General features: G+C 46.5%; 14 protein-coding genes. 9 read left to right on the top strand and 5 right to left on the bottom strand.

Features of this window, described 5'->3' with window-relative positions:
• Positions 1–436: 436 nt before the first annotated feature.
• Complete coding sequence (locus CLV42_RS22750; protein WP_106604214.1) at positions 437–1,243, bottom strand: DUF6515 family protein; 807 nt, start codon at positions 1,241–1,243, stop codon at positions 437–439.
• Positions 1,244–1,397: 154 nt separating this feature from the next.
• Positions 1,398–2,054, bottom strand: coding sequence for a GIY-YIG nuclease family protein (locus CLV42_RS22745; RefSeq protein ID WP_106604255.1), 657 nt, complete (start codon positions 2,052–2,054; stop codon positions 1,398–1,400).
• Between the two features lie 546 nt (positions 2,055–2,600).
• Between CLV42_RS22745 and CLV42_RS22740 the strand changes: the two genes are divergently transcribed.
• Genes CLV42_RS22740 through CLV42_RS22730 form a run of 3 tightly spaced genes read left to right on the top strand, consistent with a single transcriptional unit; the run spans position 2,601 to position 7,500 of the window.
• The gene (locus tag CLV42_RS22740) at positions 2,601–4,289 is read left to right on the top strand and encodes an McrB family protein (RefSeq protein ID WP_170117611.1); all 1,689 of its coding nucleotides are present in this window, start codon (positions 2,601–2,603) and stop codon (positions 4,287–4,289) included.
• Positions 4,290–4,291: 2 nt separating this feature from the next.
• A complete protein-coding gene (locus tag CLV42_RS22735) occupies positions 4,292–6,580 on the top strand; it encodes a DUF2357 domain-containing protein (RefSeq protein WP_106604212.1) in 2,289 nt (762 codons plus the stop codon).
• Between the two features lie 23 nt (positions 6,581–6,603).
• The gene (locus tag CLV42_RS22730) at positions 6,604–7,500 is read left to right on the top strand and encodes an aldo/keto reductase (RefSeq protein ID WP_106604211.1); all 897 of its coding nucleotides are present in this window, start codon (positions 6,604–6,606) and stop codon (positions 7,498–7,500) included.
• Between the two features lie 2 nt (positions 7,501–7,502).
• Here the strand turns inward: CLV42_RS22730 and CLV42_RS22725 are convergent, their stop codons facing one another.
• Positions 7,503–9,068, bottom strand: a complete 1,566-nt coding sequence (locus tag CLV42_RS22725; RefSeq protein ID WP_106604210.1) for a S41 family peptidase — start codon at positions 9,066–9,068, stop codon at positions 7,503–7,505.
• Between the two features lie 354 nt (positions 9,069–9,422).
• Here CLV42_RS22725 and CLV42_RS22720 point away from each other — a divergent pair, with 354 nt between their 5' ends.
• From CLV42_RS22720 to CLV42_RS22700, 5 genes are all read left to right on the top strand, one after another.
• A complete protein-coding gene (locus tag CLV42_RS22720; RefSeq protein ID WP_106604209.1) occupies positions 9,423–11,711 on the top strand; it encodes a GH92 family glycosyl hydrolase in 2,289 nt (762 codons plus the stop codon).
• 127 nt (positions 11,712–11,838) lie between these two features.
• Positions 11,839–12,666 (top strand): N-acetylmuramoyl-L-alanine amidase, encoded by an 828-nt coding sequence (locus CLV42_RS22715; protein ID WP_106604254.1) that lies wholly within the window; start codon positions 11,839–11,841, stop codon positions 12,664–12,666.
• A 17-nt stretch (positions 12,667–12,683) separates the two neighbouring features.
• Positions 12,684–13,442, top strand: coding sequence for a hypothetical protein (locus tag CLV42_RS22710; RefSeq protein WP_146154452.1), 759 nt, complete (start codon positions 12,684–12,686; stop codon positions 13,440–13,442).
• A gap of 374 nt (positions 13,443–13,816) precedes the next feature.
• Positions 13,817–17,023 (top strand): SusC/RagA family TonB-linked outer membrane protein, encoded by a 3,207-nt coding sequence (locus tag CLV42_RS22705; RefSeq protein ID WP_106604253.1) that lies wholly within the window; start codon positions 13,817–13,819, stop codon positions 17,021–17,023.
• A 23-nt stretch (positions 17,024–17,046) separates the two neighbouring features.
• Positions 17,047–18,480 (top strand): SusD/RagB family nutrient-binding outer membrane lipoprotein, encoded by a 1,434-nt coding sequence (locus CLV42_RS22700; RefSeq protein WP_106604252.1) that lies wholly within the window; start codon positions 17,047–17,049, stop codon positions 18,478–18,480.
• A 236-nt stretch (positions 18,481–18,716) separates the two neighbouring features.
• Here the strand turns inward: CLV42_RS22700 and CLV42_RS22695 are convergent, their stop codons facing one another.
• Both CLV42_RS22695 and CLV42_RS22690 read right to left on the bottom strand, forming a co-directional pair.
• Positions 18,717–19,502: an SDR family oxidoreductase gene (locus CLV42_RS22695; RefSeq protein ID WP_106604207.1), complete on the bottom strand. Its 786-nt coding sequence runs from the start codon at positions 19,500–19,502 to the stop codon at positions 18,717–18,719.
• Between the two features lie 82 nt (positions 19,503–19,584).
• The gene (locus CLV42_RS22690; protein ID WP_106604206.1) at positions 19,585–20,709 is read right to left on the bottom strand and encodes an acyltransferase family protein; all 1,125 of its coding nucleotides are present in this window, start codon (positions 20,707–20,709) and stop codon (positions 19,585–19,587) included.
• Positions 20,710–20,858: 149 nt separating this feature from the next.
• On the opposite strand from CLV42_RS22690, the gene CLV42_RS22685 reads away from it, so the two are divergent.
• A complete protein-coding gene (locus CLV42_RS22685; RefSeq protein WP_106604205.1) occupies positions 20,859–21,884 on the top strand; it encodes a LacI family DNA-binding transcriptional regulator in 1,026 nt (341 codons plus the stop codon).
• Positions 21,885–22,417 lie beyond the last annotated feature (533 nt).

Below are 22,417 nucleotides of genomic sequence, written 5' to 3'. Positions count from 1 at the left end.
GTTTTTCGAAATAGGATGATTTTTCATAGCGCAGAATTAATATAGGCTAAACGGCCCGAATCTCTCACATGAGCAACACACATGTGTTGTAGTCACTGTTCAGTATTTACGACAAGATTTCAATATGCTTATTATTCTAATGGACATTCGACGGGACCGGCAGATCGTGCTAATGGCTTCCCCTTGCGGGTGATGTCTTCATGTCGGGTTATAGTCTTCATAAAAAACAAATATGGTGTTATGGTTATTTGAGCAAAAGCATGAATCTATGCTAAACTAACAAAATAATTTTTATAAAAGAAGTGTCAAATTGAATTAAGTTGGCGCGTAACGTGAAGTTAATATTAGGCATATGCACTCATGTAAATAAAAAAACAAGTGTGACATGATAGCGTGAGCTACTATGTTACACTTGTTCATTCACTTAGCGTAATGCTTAGTTATCAGCGGATGTTTTTCCGACTATTTTATAACCCCGTGAATTATCGGGATTGGTTACTTCCTGATAATACATGCCATCCGGAGAAACATACAGTTGCTGACCGTTGATTTCTACACTGCGGCTACCATCAGGTAATGTAGCCATCACATCTCCGGGAACAGGTGCATTCTGATCCTGCTGGTACTGTTGGTCCTGGCTGTCTTCACCACTACCGGTATTCAGCTCACCATTCTTTCCTACGACTACGTATTTTGTCTTATTGTCTTGCTGTACTTCCTGGTAGAAGGTACCATTCTTTTCATAATAAATGTTGCCGTCTATTTTCACCTGTTTCGCGCCGCTTGGCAGGGTAGGTACTACAACACCCATAGGTGGATCAACCACTTCATATTGTTCGGTCTGCGTTTGTGTGTTCGCATATGGGCGATAGAAGAAACCATCGTAGTAATAGTAAGGACCCCATCCGGTGTTAAATGTCAGGAAGCCATAAGGCAGGAAGCTGACACGGAAACCAATGGCCGGACCGTAATAACGGTATGGGTAGTAATGAGGGCGATAATAGTATCCGCCGCCATATCCGTGGTAATAACGGATTGGTGCGCGGTAGTGATAATAACCTCCGCCATATCCGAATCCTACTCCAACTCTTGCTGACACGTGTGGTGATGAAACGATCCTGCTCCCGGCCCCCCTGTACACATGTCCTCCTCCAAAACGTCCCCGCTGTGCATACGCGCTGCTTACTGTACTCATCCCGGCCAGGAGAATGAGTGAGAACAGTAAATATATCCTGTTTTTCATGTTGATAGATGATTTAAAAAAGAGAGATCGTCTCTCCCTGTTATTAGTAGTTAGACACTTACTTAACGGCAGGGTTTAACTTAAATTTTAAATTAACAATTCTTATACCAAATAAATGTTATTTGATAATCAATTAGTTGAAGCAGGGCTGTTCCTAATATAGCTGGTTGCGGAGTATTCTTTTGATCATCTGGATGGTGGTACGGCTGATCTGACCTTTGTAGCGTTCGAGGATAGCATTTTCGCTCAGTCCTTCCCCGAGGTCATTCACCACCCGGAGCCATTTACTGAGGAATTCGGAATTAGGGGTACGGTATTTCAGGAGTCGCCTGACGGTTTCGATGATGGCTTTGCTGGTCTGTCCTTCATTCAGTTCGAAGATCTCGTCAGTGCTGAGGCCCAGTTCTATATCCTGTGCCACGCGGGAATAATCCTGCAGGTATTTCTCATTGGCTTCCATTACCTGCAGCAGCGGATTGTCGCTATAGCGGATCACGGCATACTTCCTGGCCTGTTTGTGGAGTTCTGTGAGGGCATAATTGCGGGCGATGTTGTCACAAATGACGAGGTCGTCTTTACTTAGTTCAAACCATTCCCCCTTGACGCGTTTGTGCTGGAAGATGATATGCAGGCATTCTTCCAGTTCGGTCATGTTAGCGGAAGCGTATTGCCTGATCACCCGGAACATAACGGGCAGATGGGTATGGTAAGCGGCCAAACGCTTCTGCAGATCCTGCGTCTTGCCGATCTTATAGAGGTTTTTCCCTGTGTTTATAATGTAAACGCACTTACCGATCTGTACTTGCTCCATCGGGTTCATTAGTTCATGGGTGTGATAATGACAAACTTACTTCCGTTCTGCGACACTGGTTACTAACGCAAATTGCTGATTTTTTTTGAGAAATACTGCGTTTCTGAATGAACGGGGCTGGTTAAACGGCGTTGTTGCGCCATGGATAGGGCCTACGCCCGGGATACCTATGAGTATTTCTGTATGCAGATTCGCGCTGGGTAGCATCTGATCCCTATATCTCCATATCGCTATACCGTCATCTGGATATCACTTTACCGGCATATGTATATCGATTCGATATAGAGATGACGGTGAAATGATATGGAAATGACGGTAAAGCGATATGGAAGTATAGGGATCAGATGCTACAATGAAGGGATTAACAACGGTCACAAACCCACAATCCCGTGTAGCATTGGATTACCGGGCCAGGAAATGTGGCCGGGAAGTGCATAGTAATATTTACAGAATCAGCATAATAATGTAATTGTTATATTGATAAAAGATTGATAATTAATTGAATGTATGATTTTTTGATCTGATATTGAGATGAAATTGCATTGTATGAAACGCGCAAGGGTATATGATGTCAGGAATGGGGATACGGACTATCGCAATCTGTTATCTGACAACAGGGATTTCATTTTCTGGAATGAGGACATCTTGAAAGACACCCGTTCGGGAGAGGTGGTCTTTTTCGTAAACAGGGAGCAGAGGGAGGTCCTGTACACGGTGGCGACGAGTGTACTGCGAACAGGCGCCCGGAGCAGGCGTTCCTGGCTGAAAGAATTCGAGTACAAGGGCAGTATATACGGTGCAAAGGAGGGGGATGAGTTCAGAATGTACAAGGTGCGGCAGGCCGCCACTATCCCCACAGGCTGGAAATGGACTCACCCCCTCCGGCGGAATAACATCGCTGAGTTGTCGATATCGGAAACGGCTGACAATACGGCCCGGCTGACCCGCTTACATGATCTGAAGCAGTTATTTCCCAAAGGACCGGCACCGGAGGTGCTGGAAATGTGTAATCTGCACGTAGAGGGGGTAAATCTGACTGTTAATGAGCAGAAAATAGAAATGAAGCTAGTTGGCCCTCCCCGGTCAAAAAAGGCCGTAAAAGGGCTGGAAAACGGGAAAACGGGATTGACGTTCAGTCATCCCTACCGGCAGCTGCTCATGGCCGTTAAAACGAAGCCCTTTGTTTTACTGAGTGGGGTAAGTGGAACGGGAAAATCGTGGCTGGTCAGAAAGCTGGCCTACATCACCTGTGCTGATGCTGCACTGAGAAATACTAAACATCCCGGCAACTTTGAGATGGTCAGGGTCAGACCTGACTGGCATGAACCCAACGAGTTGCTGGGATATCTGGTGACCCAGGGCGGCATTTTCAGGTATCAATGTACAGGCCTGTTACGCTTTATTGTCAGGGCATGCCGGTATCCGCATATCCCGTTCTTTGCCTGCCTGGATGAAATGAATCTGGCCAGGATTGAGCATTATTTTTCAGACTTCCTGAGTATACTCGAAACAGCCCGGTGGGAAGGTGATATGATGGCTTATGATGCTTTCATCAGCAGTCACGATGTGTTCCTATACAGTCAGGAAGATCCCGGTTTCTGGGCTAAACTGGGGATAGAAGGTGATACTAATCTGCAGGCCTATTTTCTTGAAAGGGGCATCGTTATGCCGGCCAATCTGATCGTGATCGGGACTATCAACATGGATGAAACAACTCACACCATTAGTCAGCGGGTATTGGACAGAACGATGGTGATTGAAATACAGGGCGTCGATATGAAACATGGGGCGACCTCCCCGGCGGAAACGTGGAAATACCCAGACACATATGAAGCCGCAACCGCGTTGATAACAGGTCGATTAAGCGGATCGGAAGCGTATAACAACAACGCTAAAGCAGTCGACCGGATCACCGACGAACTGACAAGGTTGAGTAAAATACTGGAAGATTCCCCATTTGCGCTTTCCTATCGTGTAAGGGAGGATGTGATACTATACTGCGCTTATAACGAGGCATTGGCTGCTAACGGGCTTATGCCGGGAAACTGGCTGAATATCTGCCTGGATGAAGCGATCTGTATGAAAATCCTGACAAGGATAGCTGGCGATGATGCTGACTGCGGAGGGATTATTGAAAGATTACAGACGGCTACTATGCAGTATCCTGCCTGCCAGCGAAAATTATCAAGAATACAGCAACAGTTAAGAAAAACCGGCTTAACATCATTCTGGTGATCATGAATATATTAATTATCAACCACAAAGACTTCTTCATCGAGATAGATCTGCTAAATCCTGGTGGAGTGGACGACTTTGAAAATACATTTAAAACCTCAAAGAAGAGGCACGCCCCTGAGCACTTTGAAACAGCATATCTTTTTACGGGTCCGCTCAGAAAATTTGAGATATGGCAGCCTGCATCGGGGGAAGTAGAAGGAGCAGACATCTATGCTGTAAAACATCCGGTATTCTTCGAAAATATAGGATATTCAGTAAGCATCGATTTTCAACCGGAGGTAGTATCTGCTTCCATCTACTCACGCGTGAGGAATGTGAGGAACATGTTTAAGGTGAAGACCACAAAAGGTGATACCCAGTTTGCTTCGGGAGAACTGAAGTTTGATAATGAACCAGGAGAGTTTGACCTGATCATCGATTATCAGCTGAAAACGGTTTCACTCAGCGTCTTGTTCCAGTTCACCGTATTCTCATCAAAACTCGATACCCAGAAAGACCACCTTGCCATGGTGAAGCAGATAGAAAAGATATATCCCCGGCTGGCGGTCGACTATCTCAGGAAAACCTATCACTATTTTGAGGTACAGGGCAGTGGCGAAAGTGATATTCTTTGGTGGACTATTTTCGGGAATATTTTCAGACGCATTTTGTGGCACCTGAAAGTTATTGTGAAGGATCCCCATAAAGCGTTATCCAGGGGGAAAGGGTTTGTGCGCGCAGACAAGATAAAAAAGGCTAAAGGCCGGCTGGCGGACAAGTTGGAGCGATTTGAGGGACGTCCGGACAAATACTTTGAAGTGGACATGATACTCCTGGTGGAAGACAATTATGAGAACCAGTATGTAAAATATATCATAGCAGACATACTTGATCAATATAAACGTATTTACAAGCTGGTTCAGAAAGACAGCAGTAATACAAGGATGGACAAGGCATACCGGATGCAGTTGGAATTTGCGGAAGAAGCGATGTCGCATTTACTGGTACACCCTTTTTTCAAAGGTGTAGGAAAACTGAAGGATAGAAAACGGTTTTCTCCCGTGCTTGCTAAACGGGTCGGATATGCAGGACTGATAAAAGACTGGGAAACCCTGAAGATGGGATTTGAGTTACAGGAAGGATTGTATGAAATAGAGCTGAAGAATATTGCTTATCTCTATCAGCTCTGGTGCTTCTTCGCTATGACAGAGATGATAGAGAAGATTACGGGCGTAAAGCCAGATGTCAAAAAAATGCCAACGATAAAGAGCAACACATTTCGTCTTTCGCCAGATAAGGATATGCATTCCAAACTGGTTTTCGAATGTGCTGATGGCATCAATATTGAGCTTTACCAGGAATTGCGTTATACAAATAACTTCGATGCCGATGACGCAGGAACCTTCGATGGAAGCAAGTGCCCGGATATTATTCTACGGATAGGAAGAAGGGATCAGCCGAGAAACCTGTACCTGACCTATCTGTTTGATGCCAAATACCGCCTGATAGAGTCAACCAGGTATAGCGAGATAGAGAAAATGGATGAACCGCTGCCGGAGGATCTGAGACAGATGCGTGACTACAAGGAGTCTATTTACAGAAAGGAGGAAGACGGAGCAGACAATGAGCATTCCAAGGAAGTAATGGGGGGATATGTATTGTTCCCTGGCATTTGCAATGCGGAGTTGCATGGCCGTTATTACCGTGAGATCATCTTTAAATCACATATCGGAGGTTTTCCTTTCCTGCCGGGTGATGAAGCAGGATCAGCCTTGCTGGGGAAACACCTGAGATATATTATAACGGAAGATACCGCACGCCAGCTGGATAAAATGCAGCCGCAAAAAGGTAAGGCTTACAAAGTGTCTGACGCTTTTGTATTTGTTGATTTTGTGCCGGCGATGGATGCTGCATTATATAATGACCTTGTGGAAGGAGAGGCCGTAATTTATGCCGGCAGGAAGTTTGACTCGGCTGTGATAACAGGGAGAGTGCGCTACTTTGCTCCCTATATAGAGCGTAGGGGCATTACCTGCTTTTATGAAATAGAGTATTCCGACATGATGCCTCGTAGGAAGGCACATTCACCCGGACATCCTTTGTTCCTTGATGAAGGCCGGAAATGCATGGTATTAAAGCTGAAGCGTAAGGAAATGCTGGACGACTACGTACGGATCAAGGGAATGGCCAGTAACAGAAGATATACACAGATAAAACATCTCTACAATCCGAAGGATGGTTTTATCAGCACAGTTCCTGAAAAAGATGTACGCAGGCCCGGCCGCGACAAAGAGCAATCCGGTTCATAAGCAGAATTGCTTAAATTAGAACCATGAACTACAATATTCTTGGTAACTCTACGCTTGACATCTCTGAGATCGCCTTCGGCTGTATGTCTTTAGGCAATAATGCTACGGAAAACGAAACCCTGATCCATCAGGCCCTGGATAAAGGGATCAATTTCTTTGATACGGCAGACCTTTATCAGCAGGGAGAAAATGAAAGACAGCTGGGCAGGGCATTGAAAGAGCGCCGTAACGATGCCATCATTGCCACCAAGGTAGGTAACCAGTGGAGAAAAGATGGCAGCGGGTGGGATTGGAATCCCTCACCGGAATACATTAAGAAAGCGGTGGATGACAGCCTGCGCCGCCTCGGTACAGATTATATCGACCTGTACCAGTTACATGGCGGTACGCTGGATGATCCTATTGATGATATTATTGAGACTTTCGAACAGTTGGAAAGACAGGGAAAGATCCGGTATTATGGCATTTCTTCCATTAGGCCTAACGTGATCAGGGAATATGTGAAAAAATCGAACATCAGCAGTGTAATGATGCAGTATAGCCTGCTGGACAGAAGACCGGAAGAAGAAGTGTTCCGTTTGTTGGATAAGAACAACATTGGCGTATTGGCAAGAGGCAGTGTTGCCAAAGGACTGCTGGCAGGAAAACCGGCAGCGGCCTATCTGAACTATAGCGCAGAAGAGGTCAGCAAGATGGCGGAAATAGTAGCTAAATTCTCCGAAGATAAACGTACCCCGGCGCAAACCGCCATTTGTTATGTACTGGGAGAACCTGCAGTGAGAGCGGCTGTAGTGGGAATAAGAACGCTGACGCAATTGGAAGAGGCGGCGGGCTTACCTGCTACCACTCCGCTCACGTCAGCGGACAGAGTACTATTGGGATTTGAGCTGGTCGCAAATTATTACGACCAGTATCGCTGATATTATTGAATCCGTTTACCTATACGATAATCCACCATCCCGTTGAAGCGGGGAGAGGCGATAGACGAAGGAATAGCGGCACGCTGATTGGCCGTGGTTTCTGTCAGCACACGGGCGTTGGCAGAGGTCCTGGCAAAGCTGCCCGTAGTAATATAGTTGAAGATCCTGTCCAGGTTCTCATCATCATTCCTGTATCCCCAGGGCACATTGACATAGTCATTCGCCGCCTGGTCAGGCACTATACCCGTGTAATAACCGCCTACATGGTTAGCATTCTCCGTAGCAAAGTTGATAGCATACAGGTCGGCAAGGTATTGCTTGGTATGTGTGCTGTCGTACTTTGAGATGTTGAATGTGATAAAACCTACTGGCTTACCATAAGTAGTATCTCCTACCAGTTTCACACTCATATAAGGCTTCAGGTTGTTCAGGGTCAGCTCACTGGCAGAAGCCGTGTGAGCGCCTGTGATGAAGAACACATTGTTCAGGTTCAGTCCACCGGTAACATTCGGAAACTTCACACTGGCATCCAGTCCTGTACCGTCCAGGTTAGCCGTCAGCTTGTCATTGTACTGATAGTAGTACATCGTCTTGTTGGCAGCAGAAGCCGGTGCAATTGCACTGTCAAGGTACTCAGCCGTGGTAACGGAACCGCCCTGGTTGTAACGCAGGTCCACAATCAGATTGGTAATACCGGCGGATTTATATTTGGCGAAAAGACCATCCAGTTTACTTTTCGTCAATGTACTGGCCCCCTGTGTGTTGTAGGTATTGGTAAATGTATAGAATACAAAGTAGCCCACCTTCTGACTGTTCACCGTGTAAACGGTATCAAACAATACAGGGTTGATGGTGAAAGAGCCTGAGGTAAGACTATAAGTGACCTCGGCGCCTGTTATGGCCTTTTTTACCTTTAGGGTAACGGAGCTGGAGTAATAGATGGCATTGGTTACTTTGGAGACGTTGGTACCATTGGCACCATCATAACTGATGTTGCTGTCTCCATTCACGGCAATGATCTCATCTCCGCGGGTCAGTCCTTTCTGGCCGGCAGGGGAATTTTTATCTGCATAGACAATATACAGATAAGACTTGGTGCCATCAGAGGCATAGCTGACCTCCATACCGTAGTTGCCGGTAGCGCTTACCTTATTGAAAGTCTCCGAAAGACCATTTTGTAATGAACTGGACAATGAGCCTGTGCGGTCAAGGAAGCTATAGCGGTCCAGTACGGTACCGGCGCTATTCTTCGAATACGTTCTCATGGTACTGAGCAGGTCATCGGCTGTTACATAGGTGTTGCTGGAAGGGTCTAGCTGTGGCACCTGGTTGTACCAGAAATAAGTTGGCAGGTCGGTGGTCTTGTTACGGCCCCCATCTACATATGTTACCTGCATGATGCGGTACATAAGATATTTGAGGGAATCTTCATCTGATACTACTGAGGAGGAAGTCGGTGTGGTATTGTCCACCTTGGTGCTGTCCTTCTTGCGGCAGGCGCTGAAGGCAGCACTGAAAACAACACTCACTACAACCATTTTTATGGCTAGCGTAAAATGTTTGCTCATATGTTCATGTTCATTTAGGTAGTTGACTTGAAACGGGATTTGCGAACTTCACGATTTGATTTGAATTTTAAACGGCAGATTGGCATCTTGTCGTATGAGGAAACATCACATAGCCTCTTTTCGTCTGTCAAACGACAATTTCTATCGTTTGACTTTAAAAATTGGGGCAGGTTTATTCCCAGGCTACGAACATATTAAGTTTTTTAATAAAGATGGCATTCCGGGAGGCAAAGCTAAATCATTTAAGCTTGGCTATCAGTCACGGTTTCGCCATTAAAAAAAATAGATAGCTGTTTTTCGCCTGAAAAGCTATTTTTACAGACTATAAAAAGCTAAAATTCCATCCGTCTCAACATGAAAAGAGTTATTTTCTCCGCCCTTATGCTGGCCTCCTGCTGGGTAAAGGCGCAAACCGTCAACAGCGTAACCGATCCTGTAGAATGGGTCAACCCACTGATGGGTACCGATTCCAAAGGGTCCCTGTCTACTGGTAACACTTATCCCGCTATCGCCACTCCATGGGGCATGAACTTCTGGATGCCACAGACTGGTAAAATGGGAGACGGTTGGGCTTATACCTATGATGCTGATAAACTGCGTGGTTTCAAACAAACCCACCAGCCCAGCCCATGGATCAACGACTATGGTCAGTTTGCCATCATGCCGGTAACCGGAAAGGTGAAATTCAAGGAAGATGACAGGGCCAGCTGGTTCTCTCACAAAGCAGAAGTATCCAAGCCATACTATTATAGCGTATACCTGGCTGACCATGACGTGACCACAGAGATCACGCCTACAGAAAGGGCTGCGGCCATCCGTTTCACCTATCCTAAGACTGACAGCGCTTTTGTGGTGATCGATGCATTGGACAGGGGCTCCTACATCAAGGTATTACAGGCTGAACATAAGATAGTAGGTTATACCACCAAAAACAGCGGTGGCGTACCAGCTAATTTTAAGAACTACTTCGTACTGACTTTCGACAAGCCATTTACTTATGTGGCTACCTTCAAAAACGGTGAACTGAAAGCCGGCGAAGCGGAAGCCCAGGACAAACACGTAGGCGCCGTAATTGGTTTCGCTACTGTAAAAGGGGAGAAGGTGAACGTAAAAGTGGCATCTTCCTTTATCAGCCCTGAACAGGCTGAGCTGAACCTCCAGAAGGAGATCGGCAGCAGCAATTTCGATGTGGTGAAAGAAAAGGCAAAGACTGCCTGGAACAAAGAACTGAGCCGTATCAAGGTAGAAGGCGGTACTTCTGATCAGACTCGTACCTTCTATTCCTGCCTGTACCGTGCTATGCTGTTCCCGCGTAAATTCTACGAATATGACGCCAAGGGTGCGGTAGTACACTACAGCCCATACAATGGCCAGGTACTGCCGGGTTATATGTTCACCGACAATGGTTTCTGGGACACTTTCCGCGCTGTATTCCCATTCTTCAACCTGATGTACCCGTCTATGAACGCGCACATCATGGAAGGTATGGTGAATGCTTACAAAGAAAGCGGCTGGTTGCCTGAGTGGGCGAGCCCTGGTCACCGTGACTGTATGATCGGTTCCAACTCAGCTTCGCTGATCGCAGATGCTTACTTAAAAGGTGTAACCGGTTTCGACGTGAACACTGCTTATGAAGCCATCCTGAAAAATGCAAATAATGCAGGTCCACTGAGTTCTGTTGGCCGTGCAGGTGTGAACTACTACAATGAGTTGGGATATGTGCCTTACGATGTAGATGTGAATGAGAACACTGCCCGTACACTCGAATATTCATATGACGACTTCACCATCTATAAACTGGCTAAGGCGTTGAAACGTCCGGCTGCTGAAGTAGAAAGGTTCGCAAAACAGGCCCGCAACTACCGCAATGTATTCGATCCGGAAACAAAGCTGATGCGTGGTAAGAACAAGGACGGTAAGTTCCAGACGCCTTTCAATCCTTTCAAATGGGGTGATGCTTTCACAGAAGGTAACAGCTGGCACTATACCTGGTCTGTATTCCACGACGTACAGGGCCTGATTGACCTGATGGGTAGCAAAAAGATCTTCGCAGAAATGCTGGACTCCGTATTTGCAATGCCGCCGGTATATGACGATAGTTACTATGGTGGTACCATCCATGAGATCCGCGAAATGCAGATCATGAACATGGGGCAGTATGCACATGGTAACCAGCCTATCCAGCACATGATCTACCTGTACAACTATGCAGGTCAGCCATGGAAGGCACAGTACTGGCTGAGAGAAGTAATGAACCGCCTGTATTCTGCTACTCCTGAGGGATACTGCGGTGATGAAGATAATGGCCAGACTTCTGCCTGGTATGTATTTACGGCGATGGGCTTCTATCCTGTATGTCCGGGTACACAGCAGTACGTAGTAGGTGCGCCTTTATTCAAAAAGACCACTGTAACCCTGGAAAACGGGAAACAGCTGATCATCTCCGCACCTAAGAACAGCGAAGCAAACCGCTATGTAAAAGGGATGACCTTCAACGGCAAGCCATATACCAACAACTGGCTGGACCACAATGCGATCATGAAAGGTGCAACCATCAACTTCGATATGGACGCTGTGCCTAACAAAGCAAGAGGTACCGCTGACAAGGACGCTCCTTATTCCCTGTCACAGGAACTGAAATAAATATATCTGTATATCTGTCCGCAGACTGATAACAACAGATACTAACAACAAGCCCGGCTCGTTTTAATAGAGCCGGGCTTGTTAATTAACGGATAATCATTAAATTAAGATGCCAAAGATGAGTACAATGAAACAATATCCACGTTTAATGTTATGGGTAATGGTCGCAACGATATACAGTTGTGCCCCTAAACCTTATGCAACGACCAATAAGGCGTACCGTCAGCAGGCGAAACAATACGCCAATGTATTGAAAGTACAGCCAGCCCCGGTACCTGCAGACGGCGCTCCTTTAGCAGCGAACTGGATCGGTACTACGAATTTTAATATGAGGAAGCCTAATTATGTTATTATTCATCATACTGCACAAGGCTCCTGCGATTCTACTTTCCGCACCTTCACCCTGCCCCGTACACAGGTAAGCGCACATTACGTGATCTGTGGCGATGGAACGATCAATCATATGCTGAACGACTATCTGCGTGCCTGGCATGCTGGTTTGTCCAAATGGGGCAATGTAACCGACATGAACTCCTGCTCCATTGGCATTGAGCTGGACAACAACGGACTTGTGCCTTTTCAGCCACAGCAGATCAACAGCCTGATCGTGTTGTTGGATTCATTGAAACACCGGTATAACATTCCTGCAGCTAATTTTATTGGTCATGGGGATATTGCTCCCAGCCGTAAGGTAGATCCCAGTGCTTATTTCCCCTGGCAGCAGCTGGCTGAAAAGGGTTTTGGTTTGTGGTATGGCGATACTGCAAAGACCATCCTGCCGGGAGATTTCAACAGCAAACAGGCGCTGCGTATTGTCGGATATGATACAAGAGATTCGGTGGCTGCTATAAAAGCTTTCAAAAGGCATTTTATTCCTGCTGATTCTACCACCGGTACTGATCTTGATGAAGGCGAAAAGAAGATACTATTCAGTCTTATGCAACAAAGTGAATAACCTTTTTAATGAACGTTATGCGATCCTTGTCTCTTAGCGGCTGCTGTCTTTTTATATTATGCATGCTGATCTCTCCCGTATTCGCACAGAAGGGGGACTGGTATACTTTCACTACCGGCAATACGCCTGTTTGCCATCTGAAGATCGATGATGACGAACTGGTGGTGGAAACCACAGGTGGTCCATCCCGGCAGGTAAAGTTAGCAGGGGCGTCCGGCAGGGGCGGCGGGGCAGAGCACCTGGAGATAAAGCGGGTCTTTGATAATGGCAGGATGTATACGATCCATTTGTCGGACGACAACCTCTATTTCTGTACGACCTTCAAATATTTCAAGCGACAGGATTCCCTGGTAATGTTTTGTGCAGATGGTGTGGACAATGGCTATAAGACCATGCAGGAAGCGCTGCTTGCCATTAAAAAGGATACCGGTTCCCATTTCAGTATCACGCTCTATAAGAAGGAGCAGCTGGATGTGCTGAAGCGGAAACCTCCTATTACAAAGGCTACTGAACAAGAGTTCAGCGCCGGCCTGGAACAATTTACCAAACAGATGGACCAGTTCTGGCAGTACCGGGGATACGGCAGGTATGAGCCTTATTATAGCTGGATGAACCTGATATATGGCAATGCCTTTGCAGAAGCATTCCGCGATAAATTTAACCCCTTCACCCTCGACGCGAAGAATCTGAAGAGCCCCATATCTAAATACGGTACGAATCCTGCGGTGAAAAAACAGCTCCAGGATGCAGGATTATTGCCTGGAGAAGAGCAATAGATACTTATTTCTCCTTCTGTTGATAGTATTTAAACAAATGTGAGTATTATTCAGCCTATTTAGTCTACTTGTTTTGTAGGTTACTAAATATATGTTAATTTTGGCGCTGAAATAAAGCCAACAATTAAATGGTCATTGCCTATATGTTCAATCAGGGTACAGCAGCAGAAGTCTGTAGTAAATCAGCCGAAACCATGTCCCGGTGCTATACCGGCATGCATTGTTCTTCTTACATGTGCATGTAAAACCAGTTTTCAGATAATTAAATAACAGTAACAATCGAATCGTCGTAACTGCGGGTCGTCCGGCAGATGGGCTTCTTTTGCCTGAACAGATCAGCATTCATTCTTAAATCAATCCGTAAATCTGATACAATGATCAAACATTTAAAAACAACAGCTGGCATACTGCTGTTCCTGGTACTGGGCCTCCAGTGGGCGCAGGCGCAGGATAACAAGGTATCCGGTGTTGTTACTTCCCGCTCCGATGCACAGCGTATTCCAGGTGCGATCGTTACTATCAAGGGAACTAACCGTGGTACAAACACAGATGCTGATGGTAAGTTCAGCATCACAGCAAAACCAACTGATACACTTCATTTCTCTTTCATAGGTTATAATCCCATAGACCAGGTAGTGGGTACAGGTAAGGTGATCAATATTGCACTTGAAAGTGCAGAGAGCCGCCTGAATGAGGTAGTGGTAACAGCGCTGGGCATCTCCAGGGAAAAACGTTCCCTCGGTTATGCGGTACAGGAGCTGAAGTCGAAAGACATCGCAGAAGCCAAAGAAACCAACCTGGTAAATGCGCTGGCAGGTAAGATCGCCGGTGTAACGGTGACCAATAGCCAGGGTAACCTGGGGTCTTCCCGTATCATCATCCGAGGTGAAACTTCGATAGCAGGTAACAACCAGCCACTGTTCATTATAGATGGTGTGCCGGTAGATAACAGTCAGCTGGGTATCGGTACAGGCCGTGACTTTGCCAACGCAATCTCCGACCTGAACCCGGACGATATTGAGTCGCTGAACGTACTGAAAGGCCCCAATGCTGCGGCTTTGTACGGTTCACGTGCAGCGGCCGGTGTACTGGTGATCAAAACCAAAACCGGTAAAGGCGCCAAAGGCCTGGGTATTACCGTAAACTCCAGCGCTACCTTCGAGAGCCTGCTGGTACTGCCTAAATTCCAGGATGTATACGGACAGGGTTCCGGCGGACAGTTCTCCTACGTAGATGGTAAAGGCGGTGGATTGAATGATGGTACAGATGAAAGCTGGGGACCGAAAATGGATGGCCGTCTGATACCTCAGTTCTTCTCTAACGGTCAGCCGGCTCCTTTTGTGGCGCATCCTGATAACGTGAGAGACTTCTATGAAACAGGTTATACGCTGAACAATGGTTTATCTGTTGGCGGCAGCAACGAGAAACTGGATTACCGCTTCTCTTTTAATAATACCAAACAGACTGGTATCCTGCCTAATACAGGCATCACCCGTAACTCATTTACACTGAACAGTACCTACCGTATCGCACCTAAACTGACCCTGAGCACATTCGCCAACTATACCAGGGGCGGGGCAGACAACCTTCCCGGTGTGGATGGCCGTCGCGGTAACAGTGTGACCCTGCAGTTTATCTGGTTTGGCCGTCAGGTAGACACGAAACTGCTGCGTAACTACAAGAACGCTGATGGTACAGACTACAACTGGAACCACAGCTATTACAGCAATCCTTACTGGATCCAGAACGAAAACACGGTAGGACAGGTGCGTAACCGCTTCTTCGGAAATGCCCGTCTCTCTTACGATATCACCAACTGGCTCTCTGCCAATCTGCGCGTAGGTACAGATACTTACAACGACAAGCGCAAATACAAAGTAGCATTCTATACCAATGGTACTCCATTCGGTTCCTATACAGAGGATAACTACCTGGTAACAGAAACCAATATCGAGTTTACACTGAATGCGAAGAAGAAACTGAACAGCGACTTCTCCATTGACGGATTGATCGGTGCCAACGAGCGTACCAACCAGTTCGAGCAGAACTATCAGCAGGCGCCTAAACTGGCAGTGAAAGATGTGTATACCCTGAACAACTCCAGGGACCCATTGATCTCTACCAGCTATTTCTCCAAACTGAGAGTATATAGTGCATTTGCATCTGCACAGCTGAGCTTCAGGGACTGGGCATACCTGAACGTTACCGCACGTAACGACCGCTCTTCTACATTGCCTGCTGCAAACAACTCTTATTTCTATCCTTCCGTGAACGCTGCTGTGGTACTGAGTGATGCACTGGGTATCAAAGGCGACGTGCTGTCTTCCCTGAAGATCAGAGGTGGATGGGCACAGGTAGGTAAAGATGCAGATCCTTATCAGCTGATCAATACTTATCCTTTCAGCCAGCCTTTCGGTAGCAATCCGCTGCTGACAGTGAATGATAAATTCCTGAAGAAAGACCTGAAACCTGAGATCACCAAAGCGTCGGAAGTAGGGCTGGAAGCAAGCTTCCTTAAAGACCGGATCCATGCCGATGTGACCTATTATACATCCAGCAGTTACAACCAGATATTGCTGGCTGATGTAAGCGCCACTACCGGTTATCTGAAAAAACTGCTGAACGCGGGTAAGATCAACAACCATGGTGTGGAAGTAACCTTAGGAGGAACTCCAATAACAACGGCTTCCGGTTTCCGTTGGGACATCAACTTCAACTATGCGAAGAACATCAGTAAAGTAATTGAACTGGATAAAGAAGGTTTCCTGAATGATTATGTACTGGGTAGTTCCGGCAACATCCAGGTACTGGCCAGCAAAGGAAAGCGTTATGGCGCCCTGTATGGTAAAGCCTACAACCGCGATGCACAGGGACGTGTATTGGTAAATGAAACTGGTCCTTCTGCTGGTACGCCGCAGATCGCTAGCGATAAAAAAGTGCTGGGTTACTTTACTCCGAAATGGACTGGTAGTGTGAACAACAACTTCTCCTTTAAAGGATTCACAGTCGGTTTCCTGATCGATACAAGACAGGGTGGTCAGATCTGGTCAGGTACCAATTATACCGGTATCTATACAGGCGTACTGGCTGCAAGTTTGCCGGGTCGTGATGCAGAACATGGCGGTCTTCCTTATTACTATGCTAACAATTCGGGTACTACCGCGATACGTCTGGCAGATCATAATGCAGCAACGCCGAACGGAGAGACCGTATATCATGACGGTATGGTCTTCGATGGTGTAACTGCTGATGGTAAAAAGAATGAGCAGGTGGTATCTGCGCAGACCTATTACAAATCTGTGTATAGCTCTTCCCTGAATGAAACAAGTGTATATAGTGCTTCTTTCATCAAACTGCGTGAAGTAAGACTGGGATATGCGCTGCCACAGGAGCTGATCCACAGATGGGGCTTGCAGGCGGTGAACCTGACTGTAACCGGACGTAACCTCTTTTATATCGACAAGAAGGTGCCAAACATCGATCCTGAAACAGCGTTCAACACTGGTAACGGACAAGGTCTTGAAACCTTACAGATCCCGACAACGCGTAGCATCGGTCTTAACCTGAGGGTATCCTTTTAATGAACAGTTTAAACGTAGCAATCATGAAATTAGTTAAATATATATTGGGTCTGGCAGGTGCAGCAGTGATCTTCAGCAGTTGCACGAAACAGCTGGAAGACATTAACAAGAACCCGAACGAATCTGAATCAGTACAGCCGGACTACCTGCTGACCAATGGTATCAAAGCCAATGTGGATACTTACTGGGGTACTGACGCTTCTATGGAAACCAGTCTGCTGTACGTACAGTACTGGGCCAAGATCCAGTATACTGATCCCGACAGGTATGTGCCTGCGGCTACCAGTATCCAGGCGGTATGGAATAACTTCTATGCACAGGGCGTATCCGATTTTACCAAACTGATACAGCTGGGTGATACCCTGCATAATCCTAACTATAAGGCGGTAGGTATCATTATGCGTTCATGGATCTTCCAGGTATTGACAGACCTGTATGGCGATGTGCCTTATAAGCAGACTTCGCAGATCGAACAGTACCTGACGCCTGAATATGATGCACAGCGTGATGTTTATTTAGGCCTGCTGGCAGAACTGAAAACAGCGGTAGGACTGATCTCTACGTCAGATAATCCTATTGCAGGCGATATCCTGTACAACGGAAAGATGCAGCGTTGGAAGAAGTTCGCCAACTCTTTAAGACTACGTATTGCACTCCGTATTTCCGACAAAGAATTTGCTGCGGCGAAAGCAGTATTTGATGAAATAGGTGCTGACGATAATAACCTGATCATTGACAACTTAGATAATGCGCAACTGATTTATCAGGCATCTCCTAATCAGAACCCGGTAGCAAAGAACAGGGAAAACCGTAACGACTACAGGATCAGTAAGAGTGTGGTAGATAAACTGAATGCATTGAATGATCCGCGTCTGACTATCTATTGTGCGCTGCCAAGAGATACCAATAAGATCATAGGTGTTACGAATGGTTTGCGTACAGATTCTGCAGGCCGTCTGGGGCTGTATAAGACTTCTGATGTTGGTGCAGTATTCACGGCTACTCAGGCTCCTGCAGTATTGTTCAATGCAGCTGAACTGTGGTTCATCAGGGCTGAAGCCGCGCAGGTTGGATTATTATCCGGTGATGCAGCTACGCTGTACACAAAGGCAGTTACCGCTTCACTGAAGCAGTACAATGTAAGCGACCTGAATGTAGCAGCTTACTTGGCGCAGCCTTCCGTAATATACAATCCTGCTAACTACAAGCAATCCATCGGTGACCAGAAATGGCTGGCACTGTTTGGAGACGGGCTGGAAGGTTTTGCAGAATGGCGTAGGCTGGACTATCCTAAACTGACACCGGCATATACCGGTGCACTTGGTGCAGGCAAGATGCCACTGAGATTGACTTATCCATCTTCTGAACAGGCTTTGAACGGGGTTAATTATAAGAAAGCTGTGGCCAATCAGGGCGCTGATCAGCTGACTACCCGTTTATGGTTTGACAAGGAGTAACATAAAAGCGGGACAGTTTTCCCGCTTGCGTAAATGAATTTCCGTTTTTGCTTTACAGAATGATTCAGGAATGTGGAGTTTTGTAAAATCAGATACACACTTGTTCAATTTGTAATAGTAAAAAGTGATGAATTAGGCCCCGGTTTTCGCCGGGGCCTTTACATTTTATAAGATCTTGTTTGTTATGTTCTCAGGTTGGATATCTCACATGAAATGTCGTGAGACTGATATGAAGTTTATAGCACAGGTGTTTTCCCTCCATCTACACAGAGGCTGGTGCCGGTTATGTAACCGGCTGCAGGTGTGGCCAGGAAAGCAGCAGCTGCAGCAATCTCTTTCGGATCTGCAAACCGTTTCATGGGTATTTCGTTCAGCAATTCTTCTTCGATGGTAGTAATGGCGGTATTGCGCCGGGCGGCATTCTGTTCCAGGATGCTCTGCAGTCGGGCGGTATTGGTTGTGCCGGGCAGGACATTGTTCACTGTAATGCCATAGGGCGCCAGTTCGCTGGCCATCGTTTTTGCCCAGTTGGCCACGGCTGCCCGGATGGTATTGGATACACCCAGGTTTTTGAGTGGTGTTTTTACTGATGTCGAAATGACATTGATAATGCGGCCATAGCCGGCGGCGGTCATGCCGGCTATGACAGCTTGTACAAGTATATGATTGATGACCAGATGTTGCTGGAAGGCATCTGTAAATTCGTGTATATCAGCTTCCATTATAGGTCCTGTTTTTGGGCCGCTGGTATTGTTCACCAGGATATGTACTGTTTTGCTTTCAGTAATATGCTGGATGGTCTGTTCTACCTGCTGTGTGTCACGGAAGTCAGCTACTTTGTAACTGTGCTCCTGTAAGTGATCGGTTGCCAGTGTAGGCACAACGGCTTTCAACGATTCCCTGTTCCTGGCCAGCAGGATGCACTCTGCGCCCAACGCTGCCAATTCGCGTGCTGTTGCCAATCCTATACCCTGAGTGCTTCCACAGATAACGGCGGTTTTCCCCTTTAACGATAGTTCCATACTAATAGATAACTAATAATTACACAATGATCTGCAAAAGCCGTTGTTATTTAATTTATTAGCTAAGATAGGACATCCTGACTTAAACACGTATGTATATACGCTTTTTATCAAGTATCTTACCCACCGACCAGCACAGTAGCATATAGAGCAGGGCAAACAGCAGGGAGCCTGGTTTACCGGGCAGTATCGCCTGGAAAATATAGGTATTGATCCAGCGGTGTACGTTCATATCACCGACCTGGAAGAAATAGAGGAAAATAACCAGCACTTCAGACAGTAAATAGAGGAACAGCGGATTCTTGCCAAATACGGTGAAGAAGCCGGTCCAGCGTTCCTGTTTTTTTATGTCAATGATATAGATCAGTATCGCGAGGATCCAGAGGTCTATACCCACGGTAAAGAGCACATAGGAGCTGGTCCAGAGCTTTTTGTTGATTGGGAATATGGTATTCCAGCACAATGCCACCAGTATCAGCAGTCCACCCATCTGTAAGAGACGGGTACGGCCCAGGGTTGTTTTACCATGTTCCTGGATAAACAGGCCGGTAAAGTAGCCGGCAATGACATTGACAATCGCCGGAAGTGTGCTTAACAGTCCCTCGGGGTCGAATGCGATGCCTTCCCCATGATACATGTGACTGTCGCCCAGTACCAGTTTATCAAAGCGTATCGCCGCATTGCCGGTCAGGCTGTAAGGATCTGCCGGATCTCCGAAGAAATACATGATCGCCCAGTAGCCCAGCAGAAACAATGCGCTCACAGCCCATACCGCCTTTTTAGGCAGGTAGTGGATCAGCAGGGAGGCAAAGCAGTAACAGAGGGCAATACGTTGTAATACACCCAGGATACGGGTGTCGGAAATAGGGATAAATTCCAGGCCGGTGTCTGTATGCCGTACAAAGGGCAGCCAGTACATCAGGTAACCCAGCAGAAAAATAAGAATGGTACGGCGGAAGATCTTGGCCAGCACGGTGGTGTTGTCCAGTTCCGCGAACTTACGCATGCTGAAGCTCATGGCATTTCCCACGGCAAACAGAAAGGAAGGGAATACCATATCCGTTGGTGTACAACCATGCCATTTAGCGTGGTTGAGAATGGAATAGGCCGTGTCCCATCCCGGCGTATTCACAATGATCATAAAACATACGGTGAGTCCCCTGAAAACGTCCAGCGGTAAAAAGCGCTGTGGTGTTGCTTTGCTCATAGTCATAATTAGTTACCTGGAAAAATAGAAATTGGTTGCCTGTAAAATATGTTGTCTATAAATATAATACAACCATTTTACTACGCATAGTCATAAATTTTGGCGTATCCGGAATGAATTTTTAACTTTAGTGATAAAGCAATCCTTGGTTGAATAACAAAGTCACCATAGCAGACATCGCTAAAGAGCTGAATTTAACGGGTGCTACCGTATCCCGGGCACTGAATAACCGCAAAGGCACCAGTGAAGAAACACGTAAACTGGTGCAGGCTGCTGCGGAAAAAATGAATTACAGGCGGGATAGGATCGCCTGGTCTCTCAGGTCGGGGCGCACCAATATCATCGGTGTCATCATTCCCAGTGCAGAAATAAACTTTTTTGGGTCCGTTGTTCACGGTATTGAGAGCATGGCGAACCAACACGGTTACAATGTGCTGATTTATCAGTCCAATGAGCAGCCGGAGTATGAGAAAAAGGCGATCGAGACCTTCCTGAGCACCCGTGTGGATGGGATATTGGCGTCTATTGCCAAGGAGACCATGGAATTCAGTCACTACCTTGAGATCAAGGAGAGAGGGGTACCGCTGGTGTTTTTTGACCGTGCGAATGACAGTCTGAATATTCCTTCTGTCGTCGTAGATGACTTTAAGGGTGCGTACTATGCTACTGAGCATCTCCTGAAACAGGGGTATCAGCGGGTGGCGCATATTGCGGGGCAGCAGCATCTCAAGATCTTCAAGGATCGGTTAGAGGGGTATAAGGCTGCTTTAACTGATAATGGTGTTCCTGTTGAAGAAGAGCTGGTCTTTTTTGGAGATGTGTCTATTCATGCCGGTCGTCAGGCAATTCAATATTTCCTTTCTTTATCACAGCCGCCGGATGCTGTCTTTGCTGTAGAGGATTTTACGGCTTTGGGTGCGGTGAAGGAGTTGAAAGATAAACATATAGATATTCCCGGGGCGTTTGGGGTGATCGGGTTTGCAAATGAGTCTTTTGATGAGCATATTACGCCGAGTCTATCCAGTATTGATCAGCAGACTGTCGAGATGGGGAAGGAGGCGTTCCGGTTGCTGATGGAATTGATTGAAGGGAACGGTGTTGTCAGTCAGCAGACGCGGACGAAGGTTGTGCTTGATCCTGTGACGCGGTTTAGGCAGTCTTCTCAGAAACGGTGATTTTTCTTTTATAATATACTGATAGGTTCTCTATCAGGGTTCTTTTTATTTTTTAGCCGTTCAATAATTATTTGCGAAGGACGTACCGGCAGCAGGCAGTATGGGCTTGCTGGCTGAGTTCTTTGAAGTTCCTTTCTATGGGACGGTGATTGTCGTATTTGGCAGTTGGATGTCTATTAAACCCCTGGTGGATCGTGTCGGCAACTTCAAACAACTGAGGCCAGCCAGCTCCATCTGCTGCTGCCGTGGTACAGGAGTTCCGTTTGAATAATTGCCGGACGTTCTTTTCCTGGTACCAATGTCCTATAAATCAGGTGGACGGCCTGAGGGATACCACCTGAAAGCCGCGTATCATCCGGTCGCCTCAAAGAGAAATCTCCCAACCAGCCGCTTGCAAAATTGAAAGTAAACGATTACATTTAATGTCTATTCCACATCCTTTTTTCTATACTGTGTTGTTTATCAATAATTTATTGTAAAAACTGCCAATAGGTTAAGCGTACTGCACCGGAATTTAGAGAGAAGTATTGTAA

This window comes from Chitinophaga ginsengisoli (assembly GCF_003014595.1).
In the GTDB taxonomy this organism is placed as follows: Bacteria; Bacteroidota; Bacteroidia; order Chitinophagales; family Chitinophagaceae; genus Chitinophaga; species Chitinophaga ginsengisoli.
The sequence above is the reverse complement of the archived record's forward strand: the minus strand, read 5'-3'. Positions and strand labels throughout refer to the sequence as shown.

Coding starts and splice junctions, on each gene's coding strand:
- CLV42_RS22705 (WP_106604253.1), top strand. CDS start 13,817: ATGATCAAACATTTAAAAACAACAGCTGGCATACTGCTGTTCCTGGTA.
- CLV42_RS22695 (WP_106604207.1), bottom strand. CDS start 19,502: ATGGAACTATCGTTAAAGGGGAAAACCGCCGTTATCTGTGGAAGCACT.
- CLV42_RS22750 (WP_106604214.1), bottom strand. CDS start 1,243: ATGAAAAACAGGATATATTTACTGTTCTCACTCATTCTCCTGGCCGGG.
- CLV42_RS22745 (WP_106604255.1), bottom strand. CDS start 2,054: ATGGAGCAAGTACAGATCGGTAAGTGCGTTTACATTATAAACACAGGG.
- CLV42_RS22720 (WP_106604209.1), top strand. CDS start 9,423: ATGAAAAGAGTTATTTTCTCCGCCCTTATGCTGGCCTCCTGCTGGGTA.
- CLV42_RS22715 (WP_106604254.1), top strand. CDS start 11,839: ATGAAACAATATCCACGTTTAATGTTATGGGTAATGGTCGCAACGATA.
- CLV42_RS22690 (WP_106604206.1), bottom strand. CDS start 20,709: ATGAGCAAAGCAACACCACAGCGCTTTTTACCGCTGGACGTTTTCAGG.
- CLV42_RS22735 (WP_106604212.1), top strand. CDS start 4,292: ATGAATATATTAATTATCAACCACAAAGACTTCTTCATCGAGATAGAT.
- CLV42_RS22730 (WP_106604211.1), top strand. CDS start 6,604: ATGAACTACAATATTCTTGGTAACTCTACGCTTGACATCTCTGAGATC.
- CLV42_RS22700 (WP_106604252.1), top strand. CDS start 17,047: ATGAAATTAGTTAAATATATATTGGGTCTGGCAGGTGCAGCAGTGATC.
- CLV42_RS22710 (WP_146154452.1), top strand. CDS start 12,684: ATGCGATCCTTGTCTCTTAGCGGCTGCTGTCTTTTTATATTATGCATG.
- CLV42_RS22740 (WP_170117611.1), top strand. CDS start 2,601: ATGAAACGCGCAAGGGTATATGATGTCAGGAATGGGGATACGGACTAT.
- CLV42_RS22725 (WP_106604210.1), bottom strand. CDS start 9,068: ATGAGCAAACATTTTACGCTAGCCATAAAAATGGTTGTAGTGAGTGTT.